This is a genomic window from Nocardioides sp. Root190, from assembly GCF_001428565.1.
Classification (GTDB): domain Bacteria; phylum Actinomycetota; class Actinomycetes; order Propionibacteriales; family Nocardioidaceae; genus Nocardioides.
Genome location: NZ_LMIA01000007.1, coordinates 154,137 through 173,071 on the forward strand (window position 1 = coordinate 154,137; position 18,935 = coordinate 173,071).

The 18,935-nt window shown below is 72.9% G+C and carries 13 protein-coding genes; 10 read left to right on the forward strand and 3 right to left on the reverse strand.

Going from position 1 to position 18,935, the window contains the following annotated elements; genetic code table 11:
- Positions 1–14 precede the first annotated feature (14 nt).
- Entirely contained in the window at positions 15–3,047 is a 3,033-nt protein-coding gene (locus ASE01_RS05050) for an MMPL family transporter (RefSeq protein WP_056749076.1), read from the forward strand.
- Positions 3,044–3,634 (forward strand): TetR/AcrR family transcriptional regulator, encoded by a 591-nt coding sequence (locus ASE01_RS05055; RefSeq protein WP_056749078.1) that lies wholly within the window; start codon positions 3,044–3,046, stop codon positions 3,632–3,634. Before ASE01_RS05050 ends, ASE01_RS05055 begins: the two co-directional genes overlap by 4 nt.
- Before the next feature lie 241 nt (positions 3,635–3,875).
- Here the strand turns inward: ASE01_RS05055 and ASE01_RS05060 are convergent, their stop codons facing one another.
- Together ASE01_RS05060 and ASE01_RS05065 are read right to left on the reverse strand one after the other, a co-directional pair.
- Complete coding sequence (locus ASE01_RS05060; protein ID WP_235535870.1) at positions 3,876–5,036, reverse strand: hypothetical protein; 1,161 nt, start codon at positions 5,034–5,036, stop codon at positions 3,876–3,878.
- A gap of 11 nt (positions 5,037–5,047) precedes the next feature.
- Positions 5,048–6,637: an adenylate/guanylate cyclase domain-containing protein gene (locus tag ASE01_RS05065; RefSeq protein WP_056749081.1), complete on the reverse strand. Its 1,590-nt coding sequence runs from the start codon at positions 6,635–6,637 to the stop codon at positions 5,048–5,050.
- A gap of 47 nt (positions 6,638–6,684) precedes the next feature.
- Here ASE01_RS05065 and ASE01_RS05070 point away from each other — a divergent pair, with 47 nt between their 5' ends.
- From ASE01_RS05070 to ASE01_RS05105, 8 genes are read left to right on the forward strand one after another with little or no spacing between them, the layout of a single operon-like run.
- Positions 6,685–7,200: a nuclear transport factor 2 family protein gene (locus tag ASE01_RS05070; RefSeq protein WP_056749082.1), complete on the forward strand. Its 516-nt coding sequence runs from the start codon at positions 6,685–6,687 to the stop codon at positions 7,198–7,200.
- Positions 7,197–7,733, forward strand: a complete 537-nt coding sequence (locus ASE01_RS05075; protein WP_056749084.1) for a PGPGW domain-containing protein — start codon at positions 7,197–7,199, stop codon at positions 7,731–7,733. Before ASE01_RS05070 ends, ASE01_RS05075 begins: the two co-directional genes overlap by 4 nt.
- 2 nt (positions 7,734–7,735) lie before the next feature.
- Entirely contained in the window at positions 7,736–8,326 is a 591-nt protein-coding gene (locus tag ASE01_RS05080; RefSeq protein WP_235535871.1) for a sugar O-acetyltransferase, read from the forward strand.
- Positions 8,319–9,269, forward strand: coding sequence for a patatin family protein (locus ASE01_RS05085; protein ID WP_056749085.1), 951 nt, complete (start codon positions 8,319–8,321; stop codon positions 9,267–9,269). Before ASE01_RS05080 ends, ASE01_RS05085 begins: the two co-directional genes overlap by 8 nt.
- Before the next feature lie 13 nt (positions 9,270–9,282).
- Positions 9,283–12,669 carry an exodeoxyribonuclease V subunit gamma gene (recC, locus tag ASE01_RS05090; protein ID WP_056749088.1) on the forward strand — a complete coding sequence of 1,129 codons (3,387 nt, stop codon included), beginning with the start codon at positions 9,283–9,285 and terminating at the stop codon, positions 12,667–12,669.
- Entirely contained in the window at positions 12,666–16,016 is a 3,351-nt protein-coding gene (locus ASE01_RS05095; RefSeq protein ID WP_056749090.1) for a UvrD-helicase domain-containing protein, read from the forward strand. Before recC ends, ASE01_RS05095 begins: the two co-directional genes overlap by 4 nt.
- The gene (recD, locus tag ASE01_RS05100; RefSeq protein WP_056749091.1) at positions 16,016–17,797 is read left to right on the forward strand and encodes an exodeoxyribonuclease V subunit alpha; all 1,782 of its coding nucleotides are present in this window, start codon (positions 16,016–16,018) and stop codon (positions 17,795–17,797) included. The genes ASE01_RS05095 and recD overlap by 1 nt, the downstream gene beginning before the upstream one ends.
- Positions 17,798–17,823: 26 nt before the next feature.
- Positions 17,824–18,432 carry an ACT domain-containing protein gene (locus tag ASE01_RS05105; RefSeq protein ID WP_056749093.1) on the forward strand — a complete coding sequence of 203 codons (609 nt, stop codon included), beginning with the start codon at positions 17,824–17,826 and terminating at the stop codon, positions 18,430–18,432.
- Between the two features lie 12 nt (positions 18,433–18,444).
- Here ASE01_RS05105 and ASE01_RS05110 read toward each other — a convergent pair whose 3' ends face one another.
- The gene (locus tag ASE01_RS05110; RefSeq protein WP_056749347.1) at positions 18,445–18,891 is read right to left on the reverse strand and encodes a nitroreductase family deazaflavin-dependent oxidoreductase; all 447 of its coding nucleotides are present in this window, start codon (positions 18,889–18,891) and stop codon (positions 18,445–18,447) included.
- Between the last annotated feature and the right edge of the window lie 44 nt (positions 18,892–18,935).

Below are 18,935 nucleotides of genomic sequence, written 5' to 3' on the forward strand. Positions count from 1 at the left end.
TCTAGTTTCCTCGGATGGCCAGTGGGACGAACGCGGCGGACACGAGCGCGGGCAAGGTGGCGGGCTTCGCCCGTTTCGCCGTACGACGGGCCGGGTGGGTCGTCGGCGCGTGGCTGGCCTTCACCGTGGTGATGAACGTGGCGGTCCCGCAGCTGGAGGTGATCGCCGGCCAGGACTCCTCACCGATGGTGCCCGGCGACGCGCCCTCGATGGTCGCCGTCGAGGCGATGGACGAGGCGTTCGGGAACGGCGGCAGCGAGAGCTTCATCGTCGTCGCGATGGAGCGGACCGCGGGACTCACGAAGGCCGACCAGGCCTACGCCGAGCTGCTGGTCACCGAGCTCTCGCAGGACAAGGAGGACGTCGCCTTCGTCCAGGACGTGCGCAAGCCCGAGCTCCTCAAGGCGCTCACGAGTCCGGACGGTCAGGCGCGCTACGTCCTGGTCGGGATCACCGGCGCGACCGGTGCCCCCTCGTCCCTGCGGCAGGTCGGTGCCGTTCGCGACATCGCCCGCGAGCACGCCCCCGACGGCCTGACGGTCGAGGTCACCGGACCGACCGCGACGGTGGTCGACCTGACCACCGAGACCGAGCACAGCGTCGTCCGCATCACCATCGTCACGATCGGGCTGATCGCCCTGATCCTGCTGCTGATCTACCGCTCGATCGCGGTCCCCGTCATCATCCTGACCGCAGTCGGTATCGGGCTCGCGGTGGGCCGCGCCGTCGTGGCGTGGTGCGGGATGCAGGACCTGTTCGCGGTGTCGACCTTCAGCGGGTCGTTCCTGACGGCGATCGTCCTGGGTGCGGGTACCGACTACGCCGTCTTCCTCGTCGCCCGCTACCACGAGCAGCGCCGCCTCGGCATCGAGCCGGCCCAGGCTGCCGCGATCGCGGCGTCGCGCATCGGCGGCGTGATCGCGGGCTCCGCGGTGACCGTCATCCTCGCGACCCTCTGCATGGCGCTGGCCGACCTCGGCTTCTTCAACACCACCGGCCCTGCGGTGGCCGTCAGCATCGCCGTCAACCTGGTCCTCAGCCTGACCCTTGTCCCCGCGCTGCTGGCCCTCGCCGGCAGCCGGGGCTGGGCGGAGCCGCGCGAGTCGCGGGCCGCAGGCGTGTGGGAGCGGATCGCGAACACCGTGGTCGCACACCCCGTCAGGATGCTCACCGCGTCCCTGGTGCCATTGGCGCTGCTCGCCGCTGTCTTCCCGTTCACGGACCTGTCGTACGACATCCGCGACCCGCTGCCCGAGGAGGCCGAGTCCAACCGCGGCTACGCCCTGCTGGCGCGGCACTTCCCGGTCAACGAGGTGCTGCCCGACTACGTCCTCATCCAGGCCGACCACGACCTGCGCAACACCAAGGACCTCGCGCTGATCGAGCGTGCGTCCGCCGCGGCGGCCCAGCACGAGGGCGTCGCGCTGGTCCGCACCATCACCCGCCCGCTCGGGGAGCCGATCACGGAGGCGTCGGTCGCCTACCAGTCGGGTCTGGTCGGCGACGAGCTCGGCGAGGCCAAGGACAAGGTCACCGAAGGTGCCGGTGGGGCCGAACGCCTCGCCGAGGGTGCCGGCCAGCTCGACGACGGCGTCACCCAGCTCGCGGACGGCGCCGGCCAGGCCGTCGACGGTGCCGAGCGCATCGCCACCGCCAGCGCCCGGCTCTCCCGCGGCATGGACAAGCTGCTCGACGGTGCCGAAGCTGCGGTCGAGGGCACCGGCGAGCTGCGCACGGGGGCGACCTCCCTCGCCGACGGCCTCGACACCGCAGCCGACCAGGTGCAGGTCGCGGTCGAGAGCCTCGGACTCGTGTACGACGCCCTGGCCACCAAGAGCCTGACCTGCGGCCTCGATCCGGCCTGCCGCCAGGCCCGCGCCGGCCTCAAGAAGATCTGGGAGGCCGAGCGGGACCAGCTGCTGCCCGGCCTGCGCGCGGCGGCCAAGGGCGCCCGCACCCTCGCCGCCGGCACCGGTGACCTCCGGACCGGGTTGAGCCAGCTCCGCGGCGGTCTCGACCAGGCGCGCACCGGCACCCGCCAGCTCGCCGCGGGGCAGAAGACCTTCGCCGACCGGCTCGACGAGCTCTCGGGCGGCGTGGACGAGCTCGCCACCGGCACCGAGAAGCTGCGGGGCGGGACCGAACAGGTCGCCGCGTCGCTGCCCGAGCTCGAGAAGGGACTCGCCGCCGCCGTACGCCACCTCAAGAAGACCCGCGACGAGGCCGACGGCCTCGCCAGTGGGGGCTTCTACCTGCCGCCGACCGCGTTCGCCGACCAGTCCTTCGCCAGCGCCAGCAGCCTGTTCGTGTCGGAGGACGGCCGGACCGCCCGCATCGCCGTGCTCGGCAACACCGACGCCTTCGGCCCCGAGGCCTCGAAGCGGTCGAACGAGGTCCTGGAGATCATCGACACCTCCCTCAACGACACCGGGCTCGCCGACGCCACGGTGTCCGTCACGGGCATGGCCGCGACCAACAACGACCTGCGCGACTACTCCGTCTCCGACCTCGAGGTGATCGCGCTCTGCGCGTTGATCGCGGTGTTCCTCGTCCTGCTCCTGCTGCTGCGCAGCCTCGTCGCGGCGTTCGCGCTGATGGCCACGGTCGTGCTGTCGTACGGCGCTGCGATCGGCCTCTCGACGCTGGTCTGGCAGTACGGGCTCGGCATCCAGCTCGACTGGACGGTCGCCGCGATCGCGTTCGTGATCCTCGTGGCCGTCGGCGCCGACTACAACCTGCTGCTGACCAAACGGATGCACGAGGAGGCGCCCGATGGATCGGCGTCCGGGATCGCGCGGGCGACCGCTGCCACCGGCGGCGTGATCACCTCGGCCGGCGTGATCTTCGCGGTCAGCATGATGGCGCTGCTCGCCGGCCGGGTCACGACCATCGGCCAGGTCGGGTTCACGATCGCCGTGGGACTGCTGCTCGACACGTTCGTGGTCCGGTCCCTGCTCGTCCCCGCCCTCGCCACGCTGCTGGGCGAGCGACTGTGGTGGCCCCAGAAGCCGAGGCCCGCCGTGGTGGAGGCAGGATCGGACGCATGAGGCACGTCGACCTGCGCCAGCGCATCCTGCGCGCAGCGGAGCAGGAGATCGCCACCTGTGGGCCGGCGAAGGCGAGCCTGCGCGCGATCGCCCGTCGCGTCGGTGTGTCGCACCAGGCCACCGCCCATCACTTCGAGGACCGTGCGGGGCTGTTCACCGCGCTCGCCGTCGAGGGCTTCGAGCTGCTGCTGGAGAAGACCACCGCCGCGGTCGATGCCACCGGTGAGGACGACATCGCGTCGGGTGCGCAGGTCGCTGCCTCCGGGGCTGCCTACGTCGGCTTCGCGATCCAGCACCCGACCATGTTCGACGTGATGTTCCGCCCGGAGCTGCTGCACGCGCAGGACCCGCGCCTGCTCGACGTACGACGCCTCCACCGCGACCTGCTCGTCCAGATCATCACGGCCGCCCAGGCGCAGGGCTGGGGCGTCGCCGTCCCCGCCGAGGAGCTGGCGGCCACCGGCTGGGCGACCGTCCACGGCCTCGCTGTGCTCCAGCGCGACGCGCAGCTCACCGAGCTGTTGCCCGAGGCCGACCTCGGTCAGCTGCTCGGGCGGGTGGCGCGGGCGCTCGACGCGCTCGCCTGAGGGCCAGCGCGCTTGTAACTACGTGTTCGTGTTGGTTTCGGCCGGTCACAGAACCCGGGTAGGTGCCGCAGCGCCCGGGTAGTTGCGACGGGAGTTCCTCGGCCGGGAGTCGGGCGCGCGGTCGAGGATCGCCGGGGCAGTCGTTCCGTCGCGGACATCCACCCGGGTGCTGTGGCACCTACCCGGGCGTTCTGACGGGCAATTCAGTGCATGGACACGTAGTTACAAGCGCGGGTCGGGGTCAGCGGCTGATGGTGCGGGCGACGCTGTAGGCGTGGACGGTCGGGAAGCCGGCGCGCTGGCGGGTGACCCGCAGCGAGATCCGCTTGCCCCGGTCGGTCGACTTGGTGACGTAGGTCAGCGCGGTCGCGCCGCTGATCGCCTTGCCGTCGCGCAGCCAGCGGTAGGTGTAGGTGTGGTTCGGTGCGTACCAGGTGCCGCGGGTGCCCGTCAGCTTGCGACCGACCCGCAGCGTGCCGGAGAAGGTGGGGCGCACCGAGTTGTGGGCAGCGACCGCGACCGAGTTGCTCAGGACGGGCGCGGAGTCGGCGTAGCCGGACAGGGTCGCGCGGACCTCGATCCTGACCCGACGACCGGCGTCGGCGGTGGTCAGCCGGTACGTCGCCAGCGTGGCTCCGGTGATCGGGACGCCGTCGCGCAGCCACTTGACGGTGCGCACGGCGTTGCCGGGGGTCGGGGTGGCGCCGGAGGCGACCAGGACGTAGCTGACCTTCGGCGTTCCGGTGACCACGGCCGGGGCCAGGGTCACGGGCTCCGGCGGCGCCTCGACGCGGATCGTCGAGGTGGCGATCGCGAAGCTCCCCGACGGCTTGTGGAGCACCCGGACCCGGGCCTGGAAGGTGCCGATCGCGGTCGGCTCGAACGTGCCATAGGTGGCGGAGGAGTCGTCGAAGGCGCCGTCCCCGTCGAGGTCCCAGGAGTAGCCGAAGTCGTCGGGTGCCGGCCGGTTCTGGATCGTCACGAACAGGGGCGCGGGGATTCCCACCTCCGTGACGGCGCCGGAGAGGGTGACGTAGAAGGAACCGGCGAGTCCCGGGACCGTGACGTCAGCGGACGCCGGGAAGGTGGCGCCGCAGACGTTGGCCCGGACGCCGACCTCGTACGTCCCAGGTCCGCTGGACCACTGGGCGGCGGGCCACTCGGCGCTGTTCGACGTGGTGCCGACCAGGTCGTCGTAGGAGCCGTCGCCGTCGAAGTCCCAGTCATAGGTGACCGGCTGCGCACAGGAGTCGTTGCCGGAGAGCGTGGCTGTCAGCGTCCCCCAGTGATCGATGTTGAGCGGATCGACAGTGATCAGACCGACCACCGGCACATCCGCCCGCGCCGGACCCGCAACCAGCACCGAGGCCACCATCGCCAGCCCGGCCAGACACACACCCATCACACGACGCATCACCGAATCGCCTCTCCTGGGACAGCCAGGGGCGTCGGAGTGGAGCGGCCCCGCAACATCGTCTCACCGTGACGGACCCAGTGCTCGGCCTCGGGAGAAGCCGTCGCGCGCGCGGCCTCGACCGAGAGCCACGACGCCAGCACGCAGCCGGGGACGTCCTTGGCGAGGTCGGTGAGCCGGGAGGCGGAGTTCACGGCGTCGCCGATGACGGTGTACTCGAAGCGCTGCTCGTGCCCGACGTTGCCGGCCACCACCTGCCCGGTCGCGATGCCGATGCCTGCGCCCACCTCCGGCACCTCGACCGCCAGTCGGTCCGCCATCGCCCGGGCCGCGGCGAGTGCGGCGGCGGCGTGGTCGGGGTGCTCGACGGGCGCACCGAAGATCGCCAGCACGGCGTCGCCCATGAACTTGTTGACCAGTCCGCGGTGCCGGTCGACCTCGTCGACGACGACGCCGAAGAACCGGTTGAGCACCGCGACGACCTCGGTCGGCCCGTGCTCGGTGGCGTACGTCGTGGAGCCCACCAGGTCGACGAAGAGCACCGAGCACTCGCGGGCCTCCCCGCCGAGCTCGATCTCGCCCGCGCCGAGCGCGGCCGCCGCGGCGGCGACCTCCTGCCCGACGTGGCGGCCGAAGAGGTCGCGGATCAGCTCGCGTTCCTGCAACCCGGTGACCATGTCGTTGAAGCCGCTCTGGAGCTGGCCGAGCTCGGTGCCGTCGTACACGACGATGTCGGCCTCGAGGTGGCCGGACTCGACGGCGCGCATCGCGTCGCGCACCGACAGCAGGGGCGCGACGACGGAGCGGGCGTTGAGGTCGGTGAGCAGGAAGCCGAAGACCAGCACGATGCTGCAGACGATGATCGTGACGATCGCGAGGTCCTGCAGGGTGGCGTCGTCGCCGCTCGGGGTGAGCGCGAGGATCGCGGCGATCATGAGTCCGACGATCGGGGCGCCGGTCCCGAGGGTCCAGAAGATCGCCATCCGTGGGCCGACGCCGACCCCGCGCAACCGGCCCGTGACGCGGACGTCGGACAGGGCGCGGGCCGCGATGGGGCGCAGGGAGAACTCGGTGAGCAGGTAGGAGATGCCGGCCACCACGACGGCACCGATGCCGACGGTCAGCCCGGTGCCGAGGGCCCGCGAGGGCTGGAGCAGGACGGTCAGCAGGGTGAACAGCACCGTCCCGACGACCCACAGCAGCAGTTGCATCGTGGTCAGGGCGAAGGGCACCCGCAGCGCCCGAGCGCGCTGGCTGCGGTCCGGGTCGATGTCGGGCTGGGTGGCCCAGCGCAGGGCGCGCAGCGAGGTGAAGGTGCCCCAGGTGGCACCGACCGCGGCGGCCGCGAGGACATAGGTGGGGATCCCGATGGCCAGCGCGATCACCATCGAGCGGTTCGGGGGCGGTGAGGGGATCGCCCAGGTGTTGACGACGAAGACGACGAAGGCGCCGATCAGGTTCGTCGACACGAGCAGCACGGTCAGCAGCACCTGGATCCGGATCCGCATCCGGCGGGGCGGCTGGTCTCGCGGCCCGAGCAGACGGGAGCCGAAGGGGCTGCGCCGCGAGGCGGCGGTCGGCTTCGGCATGGGCGAAGCGTAGTGGTGGCTCCCACCACCATGGTTGGATCGGCGGCATGACCGGTTCCCCCACCGTCGCCTTCTCCGCTGCGGAGATCACCGACGCGTACTCCGCCTTCCACGAGAAGGTCGCGGTGTTCGCGGCGTCCGGCGAGTGGGAGGGGTACGCCGACCTGTTCACCCCCGACGCCGTCTACGTCGAGCACGCGATGGGCACGTTCACCGGTCGCGAGGAGATCCGAGCCTGGTCGGTGCGCACGATGACGTCGTACCCCGGCCGCGTGATGACGGGCTTTCCCATCTCCTGGCAGGTGGTCGACGCGGAGCAGGCCCGACTGGTGTGCGAGGTGCTCAACCCGATGCCGGACCCGGGCGACGGGACGATGCTCACGGAGCCGAACATCACGATCATGACGTACGCCGGCGACGGACTCTTCTCGCGCGAGGAGGACGTCTACAACCCGCTCCGGTTCCACGCCCTCGCGTTGAAGTGGGCGAAGATCGCGGCGGCCCACGGCAATGCCGACGAGGACGTCCTCGTGTGGCTCGACAAGTTCGGCGGCGGTCGATGACCGGCGCTGCCAAGCGCCTCCTGCTGGAGGTCCTCGGCTGGCTGCTGCTGCTCGCGGGCATCGCCGCGATCGTGCTCCCCGGACCGGGTCTGCTGCTGATCGCGGCGGGCCTCGCGGTGCTCTCCCAGCAGTACACCTGGGCCGAGCGGCTCCTCGACCCCGTGCTGCTGCGGGCGCTGCGTGCTGCGGCGGAGGGCGTGGAGACGTGGCCGCGGATCATCGCCTCGACCATCGGTGGGCTCGCGCTGGGGGCGTTCGGCGCGCTGTGGATCGTCGGTCCTGATGCGCCGTCGTGGTGGCCCGTCGCCGACAAGTGGTGGCTCTTCGGTGGGCCCTGGACCGGCGTGACCCTGGTGATCTCGTGCCTGATCGCGCTCGGACTGCTCGTCTACTCCTACCGACGCTTCCACGGCAAGCCCGAGGCGCGTGCGGCGCTGGAGGGCCGGATCCACGAGGCCGACGACGAGGCCGAGGAGCAGCGCGAGCGGATGCGCCACCGCACCGAGGAGCGGCGTCGCAAGGACGAGGAGTGACGGTGGAGTCAGTTGACCCGAGGGATCCCGACGACGCGCGATCGATGCACCAGCGGATGCTCGACGGCGACTTCTACCTCGCCGACGACCCCGAGATCGTCGACGCCTACCACCGTGCCAGCGACCTGACCGCGGAGTTCAACTCCACGACGGCACGGGAGGAGGAGCGTCGCCGCTCCCTGCTCAGCGACCTGCTCGGCGCCTTCGGTGAGGACACGGTCATCCGTCCGCCGCTCCAGGTCGACTACGGCACCCAGATCGAGATCGGGGCGCGCACCTTCATCAACTTCGGTCTGATCGCGCTCGACGTCGTCGCGATCACCATCGGCGACGACGTGCAGATCGGCCCCAACGTCCAGCTGCTGACGCCGATCCACCCGCTCGGGGCCGAGCTCCGCCGCGCCAAGTGGGAGTCGGCCAAGCCGATCACCATCGGCGACAACGTCTGGCTCGGCGGCGGCGTGATCGTGTGTCCCGGCGTGACGATCGGCGCGAACACCGTCGTCGGAGCCGGCGCGGTCGTGACCAAGGACCTGCCCGCCGGCGTCCTGGCCGTCGGGAACCCGGCGCGGGTCGTGCGCGACCTTGACTGAGCCCGGCGTCGGGCTCCTGCACGCCCTCCGGGAGCGGCAGCTCGCCGGGAGCCGTCCCGGCGAGCGCACCGACGGCCTCCGCATCGCGCTGGCGATCGAGGGCGGCGGAAACCGGGCGGCGTACTCCGCCGGCATGGCGCTCGCCCTCGACGAGGCGGGCCTCACCGACGCCTTCGACGACGTCTACGGCACTTCGGGCGGTGCGCTCAACGCCGCCTGGCTGCTGACCGGCGAGGCCCGGCGATGGATGCGCAGCTGGGCGTGGCCGGAGGTGGCTGCGGCGCGGATCACCGACCCGCGCCGGATGCTGCGGGGTGGACCGCTCATCGACCTGGGCCGCCTGGTGCACCACGTCTACGAGGCGATCACGCCGATGGACTTCGAGGCGATCCTCGCCAACCCGATCGGCTTCCACCCGATGGCGACCGACGCCCGCACCGGCGGGGCGATGGACCTCGGGCCGCTCGTCGTCGACCGGAGCAGCCTGCAGACCGCGCTGCGCGCGAGCTCCTGCCTGCCGTTGCTCGCGGGACGACCGGTCCGTCTGGGCGGGCGCACGTACGTCGACGGTGGTCTCTCGGAGGGCGTGCCCTATCGCAGTGCCCTCGCGGACGGCGCGACCCACGTGCTGGTCCTGCGGACCCGACGCACGGACCAGCGCGCCGCGCCGCCGTCCCGGATCGAGCGGGCCCTGCTCGCGCCGTACTTCCTGCGCCACGGGCGGCGGGCCGGTCGCGCGCACCTCGGCCGCCACGCGACGTACGCCGCCGACGACCTCCACCTCGCGGAGGCGAGCGGCGCACCGGTCGCGACCCTCGTCGAGGTGCGCCCGCCGCTGGGCTCGCACGACGTGGGTCGGCTGAGCAGCGACCTCGAGTCCATCGCCGAGGCGATCGAGATCGGCCGGGCGACCGTGCAGGCATGGCTCGGACCCCACCACTAACCTCGGGTCCGACATGACCCTCCACCTCCACCGCGCTGCGCGCACCGACCTGCTCGCCGACGAGCTCGGTGCGCTGCTCGCCGTGCCGCCGGACGACCCGTTCGCGACCGAGGTCGTGGTCGTCCCGGCGAGGGGCGTGGAGCGGTGGCTGACCCAGCGCCTTTCCCACCGCCTTGGCACGGGACCGGGCGGCGGTGACGGCGTGTGCGCCGGCGTCGACTTCCTGCAGCCGGCGTCGCTCGTCTCGATGCTGCTGGGGCGTGACGCCGACGACCCGTGGCATCCCGACCGGCTGGTGTGGCCGGTGCTCGCCACGATCGACGACAGCCTCGGGCAGCCGTGGTGCGCGACCCTGGCCACCCACCTCGGGCACGGCCTCGACGGCGAGGAGGGCGAGCTGCGGCGCAGTCGCCGGTGGTCGGTGGCGCGCCGGCTGGCGGAGCGGTTCGCGTCGTACGCCGTCCAGCGGCCGACGCTGGTGACCGACTGGCGCGAGGGCCGCGACACCGATGGTGCCGGTGGCGAGCTGCCGGCCGACCTGGCCTGGGAGGCCGAGCTGTGGCGGCAGCTGCTCGCCCGGATGGCGGCAGCCGGCCACACCGAGCCGCCCGACGTGCGCCACGAGCGCGTCTGCGCGGCGCTCCTCGCGGGTGAGGTGAGCGGACTCGACCTGCCCGACCGGCTGTCCCTGTTCGGGCACACCCGGCTGCCACAGACCGAGATCGACCTGCTCGCCGCCCTGGGCGTCCACCGCGACGTCCACCTGTGGCTGGCCCAGCCGTCGGCGGCCCTGTGGGACGCCGTCGCGGCAGCCGGCCCGTCGGTTCGGCCGCGAGCCGATGCGGCCGCCACCGACCTGGCCGCCCACCCGCTGCTGGCGTCGTTGGGACGGGACGCGCGCGAGCTCGCGACCGTCCTGTCCGCCCGGCTGGCGAGCGGCGCGGCCGTCGATGCTGGTTCCGTCGAGGAGCCCCCGGCCCCCGACACCCTGCTCGGCTGGTTGCAGTCCGACCTGCGCGCCAACGCCGTCCCGGACCCCGCGACCCGGGAGGGCCGGGTGCTCGGGGCCGAGGACCGCAGCGTGCAGGTGCATGCCTGCCACGGGGCGGCCCGTCAGGTCGACGTCCTGCGCGAGGTGCTGGTCGGCCTGCTCGAGGACGACCCGACCCTGGAGCCGCGCGACATCGTCGTGATGTGCCCCGACATCGAGACCTACGCGCCGCTGATCTCCGCCGGCTTCGGACTGGGTGAGCTGATCGGGGAGACCGCGGTCGACGTCGACCTGCACCCGGCACACCGGCTCCGGGTCCGGCTCGCCGACCGGGCCGCGAGCAGCACGAACCCCCTGCTGGGCGTCGCGGTCGTGCTCATCGAGCTCGCGGGCGGACGGGCCACGGCCTCGGAGGTGATCGACCTGCTGTCCCGCGCCGTGTGCCGCCGACGGTTTGGGTTCGGTGACGACGACCTCGCCCGGATCAGCCGCTGGGTCGCCGAATCGGGCGTGCGGTGGGGGATCGACGGGACCCAACGGGCGTCCTACGCGATGGACTCGTTCGCCCACAACACCTGGCGGGCCGGCCTGGACCGCCTCCTCCTCGGCGTCGCGATGAGCGGCGACGAGCATCGCCACCTCGGCCGCGGACTTCCCGTCGACGACGTCGCGAGCGGCGAGATCGAGCTGGTCGGGCGGCTCGGCGAGGCCGTCGGACGACTCGGCGCCTGCCTCGAGTCGCTGTCACGCGCCCGGACGGCGCAGGACTGGTTCGGCACCCTCGCCGACGGTGTGCGCGACCTCTGCGAGGTCGAGACCGACGACGCCTGGCAGCTGCCCCAGTTCGAGCGCGAGCTGGCCCGGGTCCAGGCGAGTGCCGAGGCGACGGGCCCCGACGTACCCCTCCGCCTCGCCGACGTCCGGGCCCTCCTCCAGGCCCGCCTCGCCGGACGGCCGACGCGTGCCAACTTCCGCACCGGCACCCTCACCGTCTGCACGATGGTGCCGATGCGCTCGGTGCCGCACCGCGTGGTCTGCCTGGTCGGGCTCGACGACGGCGTCTTCCCCCGCTCCACCGGCGTCGACGGCGACGACGTCCTCGCCCGGGGGCCGCTCGTCGGCGAGCGCGACCTGCGCGGGGAGGACCGGCAGCTCCTGCTCGACGCCGTCCTGGCGGCGGGCGAGCGCCTCGTCATCACCTACACCGGCGCCACCGAGCACACCGGTGCCGAGCGACCGCCGGCCGTGCCGCTCGGCGAGCTGGTCGATGCCCTCGACCGCACGGCCTCCGTGCCGGTGCGTGAGGCCGTCGTCGTACGCCACCCCCTGCAGGCCTACGACACCCGCAACCACGAGGCCGGCGCCCTCGCGGGTCCGACACCGTTCAGCTTCGACCGCGCGGCCCTCGCCGGGGCACGGGCATCGGTGCGCGAACGGCTCCCGGTCGCCCCCTTCCTCACGGCCGCGCTCCCGCCGGCGACACCCGGCGACATCACGCTCGCCGACCTGCGCGACTTCCTGCACCGCCCCGCGCGGACGTTCCTGCGGGGACGCCTCGACGTGACCACCCCGTTCCAGCCCGACCAGGTGGCCGACGCGATCCCGGTGACCCTCGACGGACTCGAGAAGTGGCAGATCGGCGACCGCCTGCTGCGTGAGGTGCTGGCCTCCGACTCCCCGGCCGCGACCGGCGAGGCCGTGATGCTGGCGGAGCAGCTGCGCGGGACCCTTCCTCCGTTCGGCCTCGGGTTCTCCGTGCTCCAGGACGTCGTGACCACCTGCCAGGGGCTGCTGCAGCAGAGCGCGGCCCTGCGGACCGGACCGATCCGCACCATCGACGTGGACGTCGACCTCGGCGACGGTCGGCGGCTGACCGGCACCGTGCCGCGGGTCTACGGCAACCAGGTCGTCTCGGTGAGCTACTCCCGGCTCAAGCCCAAGCAGCGCCTGGCCTCGTGGCTCGACGTCCTCGCCCTCAGCGCGACCCACCCCGACGAGAACTGGACCGGGCACGCCGTCGCCCGCAGCAAGGCCGGGCCCCAGCGCGCCCTGGTCGGTCCGGTCGACCACCGCTCCGGTGAGTGGCTCCGCTCGCTGGTCGACCTCCACGACCGTGGTCAGGTCGAGCCGTTGGCGATGCCGCTCGAGACCGCGGCGGCGTGGGCCGACGCGCGCGCCAAGGAGCTGCGCGGCATGGACATCGACCCGGTCGAGGCCGCGCGCCGGGCGTGGGAGACCGACCCCTTCAACGACTGGGGCATCAAGGGCGAGGACGACGACCCCGTGCACCGCCGCATCCACGGACCCAGCGCTCCGGTCGAGGTGCTGGTCGCGGCCGGCCTGCCCGAGCTCGCCTGGCAGCTGTGGGAGCCGCTGCTCGCCGGAGCCGAGAGGATCGCCCCCCTGTGACTCCCTTCGACATCCGCGCCGCGCTCCCCACCGGGACCACCCTCCTGGAGGCCTCCGCCGGCACCGGCAAGACCTGGACCATCGGCGCCCTGGTCACCCGCTACGTCGCCGAGGAGGGGATCCCCCTCGAGCAGCTCCTCGTGGTGACCTTCGGTCGTGCGGCCAGTCAGGAGCTGCGGGAGCAGGTCCGTCGTCAGCTGGTGGAGGCGGAGCGGGCCCTGGCCGAGGGCGCGGACGTCGACCCCCTCGAGCGCACCGAGGTCATCGAGCAGGTCCTCGACTGCGATGCGACCGAGCGGGTCAAGCGGCACCGCCGGGTGGTCCAGGCTCTCGCCGACTTCGACGCTGCCACGATCGCGACCATCCACCAGTTCTGCTCGCTGGTGCTCGACTCGCTCGGCGTCGCCGGCGACACCGATGCCCGGGCCCGGCTGGTCGAGGACCTCGACGACCTGCTGGTCGAGGTCGTCGACGACCTCTACCTGCGTGCCTTCGCCTCGGGCGGGGACGGCATGGCGCCGACCTTCTCCTACGACGAGGCGCTCGCGATCGCGCGCACGGCCGTCGGTGACGCGCAGGCCCGGCTCGAGCCGACCGGGTTGCCGCGCGAGCACGCAGCCGGTCGTCGGGTCGCCTTCGCGACCGCGGTCCGCGCCGAGCTCGACCGGCGCAAGCGCCGCCTCGGCGTCCTGTCGTACGACGACCTGCTGAGCCAGCTCGCCACGGCACTCGAGCCGGAGGACTCCCCAGCCCGGCTGCGGATGCGCTCGAGGTGGCGCATCGTGCTCGTCGACGAGTTCCAGGACACCGACCCGGTGCAGTGGCAGGTCTTCGACCGGGCATTCTCGGGCCACGCGACGATGGTGCTGATCGGGGACCCGAAGCAGGCGATCTACGCCTTCCGCGGGGGCGACGTGACGACGTACCTCACCGCCGCGAGGACCGCCACCACCCAGCAGACGCTCGGGGTCAACCGGCGCAGTGACGCGGGTCTGCTCGCGGGGTTCCAGGCGCTCCTCGGTGGTGCCGAGCTGGGTGACCCGCGGATCGTGGTGCACGACGTCACCGCGCACCACCAGGAGTCGCGGCTGGTCGGGGCGCCGAAGCCCGCGCCGTTCCGGGTGCGGGTCGTGCGGCGGGAGTCCTTCGGCAAGCGGGGCTCGAGCGCGGTCCCGATCGGCAAGGTCCGCCCCCGGATCGCCGAGGACCTCGCCCACGACATCAGGGCGCTGATCGCGAGCGAGCCGACCTTCGAGGGACGTCGCCTCGAGCCCAGCGACGTCGCCGTCATCTGCCCGCGCCACAACGACCTCGCGATCGCACGGGCCGCGCTGGCCGAGGTGGGCGTGCCGGCCGTGATCGCCGGTGGCGGAAGTGTCTTCGCGACGCCCGCTGCCGTCGAATGGCTCTCCCTCCTGGAGGCGCTCGAACAGCCGCACCGCACCCAGCGGGTCCGCGCCGCGGCCCTGACCTGCTTCGTCGGCCACGACGCGGCCGCGCTCGACGCCGGCGGGGACGACCTCTCCGACGAGCTCGGCGACCGGCTGCGCTCCTGGTCCGAGGCGCTGGCGCGGCGCGGGGTCGCCGCGGTCGTGGAGGCTGCGGTCTCCGCCGGCATGCCCGCCCGGATGCTGGCCCGGGTCGGCGGCGAGCGCCTGCTGACCGACATCCGCCACATCGGCGAGGTGCTGCACGAGACGGCGCAGCGCGAGCAGATGGGAGCCGTCGCGCTCCTGGCCTGGCTGCGCCAGCAGGTCGTCGAGGCCCGCGACGGCCGTGGTGCCGAGCGCACCCGCCGGCTCGACTCCGACGCCGCGGCGGTGCAGCTCGTGACCATCCACGCGAGCAAGGGCCTGCAGTACCCCGTCGTCTACCTCCCCGCCCTCGCCGACCGGCACGTCGGCAAGCCGAAGCGTCCGCTGTTCCACGATGCTGACGGCGAGCGCTGTGTCGACGTCGGCGGTTCCGGTCCGGACTGGGCCGACCACTGCCGACGCTGGGCCGACGAGGAGGCCGGCGAGTGGCTGCGGCTGCTCTACGTCGCCCTGACCCGGGCCCAGAGCCAGGTCGTCACGTGGTGGGCGCCGACCCGCAATGCCGAGGCCTCGCCGCTTCACCGGCTGCTGCTGCGCGGCGCGACCCCGGACGGCTCCGGGCTGCGCCCGGAGGTGCCGCCGGCGCCGCCCCTTCCTGACGAGGACGCCGTCACCGCGCTCTTCGCGACCTGGCGCGACCGCGGCGGTCCCGCCCCGGAGGTGGCCGTGCCCGCCGAGGCGTCGGAACCCTTGCCTCCCGCCGTCCCTGCCGTGCTGGGAGCCCGCAGCTTCACGCGCACGGTCGACACCGAGTGGCGGCGCACGTCGTACTCCGCCCTCAGCAAGGTCGACCTCGCGGCCGGGCAGCCCGGCGTGGTGAGCGAGCCCGAGGTGGAGGTCAAGGACGACGAGGTGATCGAGGCGGTCCTCGACGACCAGGCCGGGGGAGCGACCGGCACCCGGCCCGACTCGATGGCCTCGCCGATGGCGGACCTCCCGGTCGGCGCGACCTTCGGCTCGCTGGTCCACGCCGTGCTGGAGCACGCCGACCCGACGGTCGAGGACCTGCACGCCGAGCTCGCCGCGCACATCGACGAACAGCTGACCTGGTGGCCGGTCGAGCTCGACCGCGACCAGCTCGCCACGGCGCTCGTGGCCGTCCTCGACTCGCCGCTCGGTCCGCTGATGGACGATGCGACCCTGCGCCGGGTCGGCACCCGCGACCGGCTCTGCGAGCTCGACTTCGAGCTGCCGCTCGCCGGTGGGGACCGCGCCGGCGGCGCCGACGACACCGTCCTGCTCGGCGACATCTCCGCACTGCTGCGTCGCCACCTGCCCGACGGGGATCCGGTCCGGGCCTACGCCGACGCACTCGACAACCCGCTGCTCGGCGGCCAGGTGCTGCGCGGCTACCTCACCGGATCGGTCGACGTGGTGCTGCGGGTCCGCGGCGCCGGCGAGGCGGATCCTCGCTACGTCATCGTCGACTACAAGACCAACTGGCTCGGCTCCCGTGAGGAGCCGTTGACCGCGGCGTCGTACGACCGCACGGCGCTCGTGGACGCCATGGGCCACTCCGACTACCCGCTCCAGGCGCTGTTGTACGCCGTGGTGCTGCACCGTTTCCTGCGGTGGCGCCAGCCGGGCTACGACCCGAAGCGGCACTTCGGCGGCGTCGCCTACCTCTACCTGCGCGGGATGTGCGGCCCGGACAGCCCGGTCGTCGACGGCTCGCCCAGCGGCGTCTTCACGTGGCAGCCGCCCGCCGCGCTCGTCACCGACCTCTCCGACCTGCTGGACGGACGCGCCTGATGGATCTCTTCGTCCCGACCTCACCGCACGACGCGCGCCTGGCCCGCGGGGCCACCGGACTGCTCGCCGACTTCAACCTCGCGGGGGTCGTCGACGCGGCCGACGTGCAGGTCGCGCAGCGCGTGGGTGCGCTGGGCGAGGAGACCGACGAGCGGGTGCTGCTGGCCGTGGCACTGGCGTCGCGCTCGGTGCGTGGCGGATCTGTCGGGCTCGACCTCGACGCCCTGCCCCACCTCGACGACCTCGCCTGGCCCGAGCTGACCGAGTGGACCGCAGCGCTGCGCGGCTCCGCCCTCCTCGCGGCCGGCGTGCTCCACCTCGAGCACGATCTCGTCTACCTCGACCGCTACCACCGCCTCGAGTGCCAGGTCGCCGACGACCTGGCCGAACGCATCGCGCTCGCCCCACCGGACGCCGACGCGGCCGTCCTCGGGGCGACCCTGGACCGGGTCCGCGGATCGCACCTCAGCGACGAGCAGGCGCGGGCCGTCGTCCACGCCGTGCAGCACCACACCACGGTCCTGACCGGCGGGCCCGGCACCGGCAAGACCACCACGGTCGCCCGCCTGGTGCTCGCCGTCGCCGACCAGTTCGCGCTCGCCCACCAGCGTCCGATGTCGATCGCGCTGGCCGCGCCGACCGGCAAGGCCGCCACCCGGCTGCAGGAGGCGGTGACCCAGGAGCTGGGTGCGCTCGGCGCGTTGGGCAGCGGCCCCGGACAGGTTCCCGCGCCCGAGTCGATGACCCTGCACCGTCTGCTCGGCTGGCGGCCGGACACCACCACGCGCTTCCGGCACGGCCGCACCAATCGGCTCAAGTACGACCTCGTCGTGGTCGACGAGGCGTCCATGGTGGACCTCACGATGATGGCGCGACTGCTCGACGCCGTGCGCCCCGAGACCCGACTGGTGCTGGTCGGCGACCCTCGCCAGCTCACGTCCGTCGGCGCCGGTGCCGTGCTCTCCGACCTCGTCGCCGGGTTCGCCGACCACGACGACTCGCCGGTCGTCGCCCTGACCGAGAACCACCGCTCCACCGAGGAGATCAAGGCGCTGGCCGCCGCCCTGCGTGACGACGGACCGGAGGCGGCCGACCGGGTGCTGGAGGTGCTGCGCGCCGGCACCGGCGAGGTCGAGTACGTCGAGACCGACGACCCCGTGGTCGCGCTGCGCGAGGCCTGCACCCTGGCCGCGCTGGCCGTCCGGGAGGCGGCGGTCTCCTCGGGCGCGGACGCCGCGATCGAGGCGATGGACCGGTTCCGGTTGCTGTGTGCGCACCGCGAAGGCCCGCACGGCGTGCGCGCATGGAACCACCACACCGAGCAGTGGCTGTCCGCCGCGCTCGGCACACCCCTCGGCTCGGGCTGGTACGCCGGCCGTCCGCTCCTGGTGACCAGCAACGACTACGCGCTCGACGTCTACAACGGGGAGACCGGCGTCGTCGTGCCCGAAGCCTCCGGCCGGCCGCGCGCGTGGATCGCCGGCGCAGGTCGACCGCGGCCCTTCGCGCCCGCCCGCCTGGGCGCCGTCGAGACCATGCACGCGATGACGATCCACAAGAGCCAGGGCAGCCAGGCGAAGCGGATCGCCGTGCTGCTGCCGGCCGCCGACTCACGCCTGCTCACGCGCGAGCTGTTCTACACCGCCGTCACCCGCGCCGAGGAGAGCGTGCTCGTGGTCGGCTCCGAGGCAGCGGTCCGCGCGGCCGTCGACACCACCGCGCAGCGCGCGACGGGCCTGCGCCAGCGCCTGGCTCAACCGGTGGGCCTGCAACGAGGGTGAAACGCGCTCGGGTTAGTGTCGAGATCATGCCGTTCCTGCTGCGTGTGCTGCTCCCTGACGTGCCCGGTTCGCTGGGTCGCGTCGCGACGGCCATCGGTATGGCGGGCGGCGACATCGAGGCGATCGAGATCGTCGAGAAGCGCGACGACGGCACGGTCGTCGACGACGTCCTGCTCGAGCTCGAGCAGGGGATGATGCCCGACTCAGTCGTGTCGGCCTGCAACCTGCTCGACGGCGTCGAGGTCGTGTGGATCAGCCGCTACCCGGCCGGCGGCAACCTGGTCATGGATCTCGAGGCGGTCGAGGAGCTGACCGCCTCGCCCGCGGAGGCCATCGACCGGCTGATCGGCCTGCTGCCGGCGACCTTCCGCGTCGACTGGGCTGCGCGTGTGCACCGGGCGAAGGGCGTCGTACAACGCACGAGCGCAGCGCCGGAGGAGTTCGAGTTCGTCGAGATCGAGGCGCCGAGCCGCCTGGAGTCGCCCGAGGACGAGGTCACCCTCTTCGCGGCGGCCCGCCTCGACGGCAACGAGATCGTGGTCATCGGTCGTCGTGGCGGACCGGAGTTCGCCGAGTCAGAGATCGCCCGGCTCGGGCACCTCTGCGGATTGGCGATCACCATCGCGAACGCCTGAGCGAGCGTCTGCTCAGGCGGTGACCGGCTCCAGGATGAACACCGGGATCTCCCGGTCCGTCTTCTCCTGGTAGGACGCATAGGTCGGCCACGTCGCGACGGCGTGCGCCCACCACTTGCTGCGCTCGTCGCCCTCGGCGATGCGCGCCTGGTAGGCCTTCGGCTCCGGGCCGTCCTGCAGGTCGACGACGGGGTGCTTCACGAAGTTGTCGTACCAGCTGGGGTTGTCGGGGGCGCCGCCCTTGGACGCGATCGCAACGTAGGTGCCGTCCTTCTCGACGCGCATCACCGGGTTCTTGCGGAGCTTGCCGGACTTGGCGCCGACCGAGGTGATCACCACGATCGGGTCCTTGCCGCCCTGGAGGGTGTTGGCCTCGCGACCGCCCGACGCCTCGTACGCCGCCACCTGGTCGCGGACCCACTTCTGGCTGCTGGGCTCGTACTCGCCTTGAAGAGTCATGTCCTCCACAAGACCACGCCGCCCGGCGATATTCCAGTGCCACT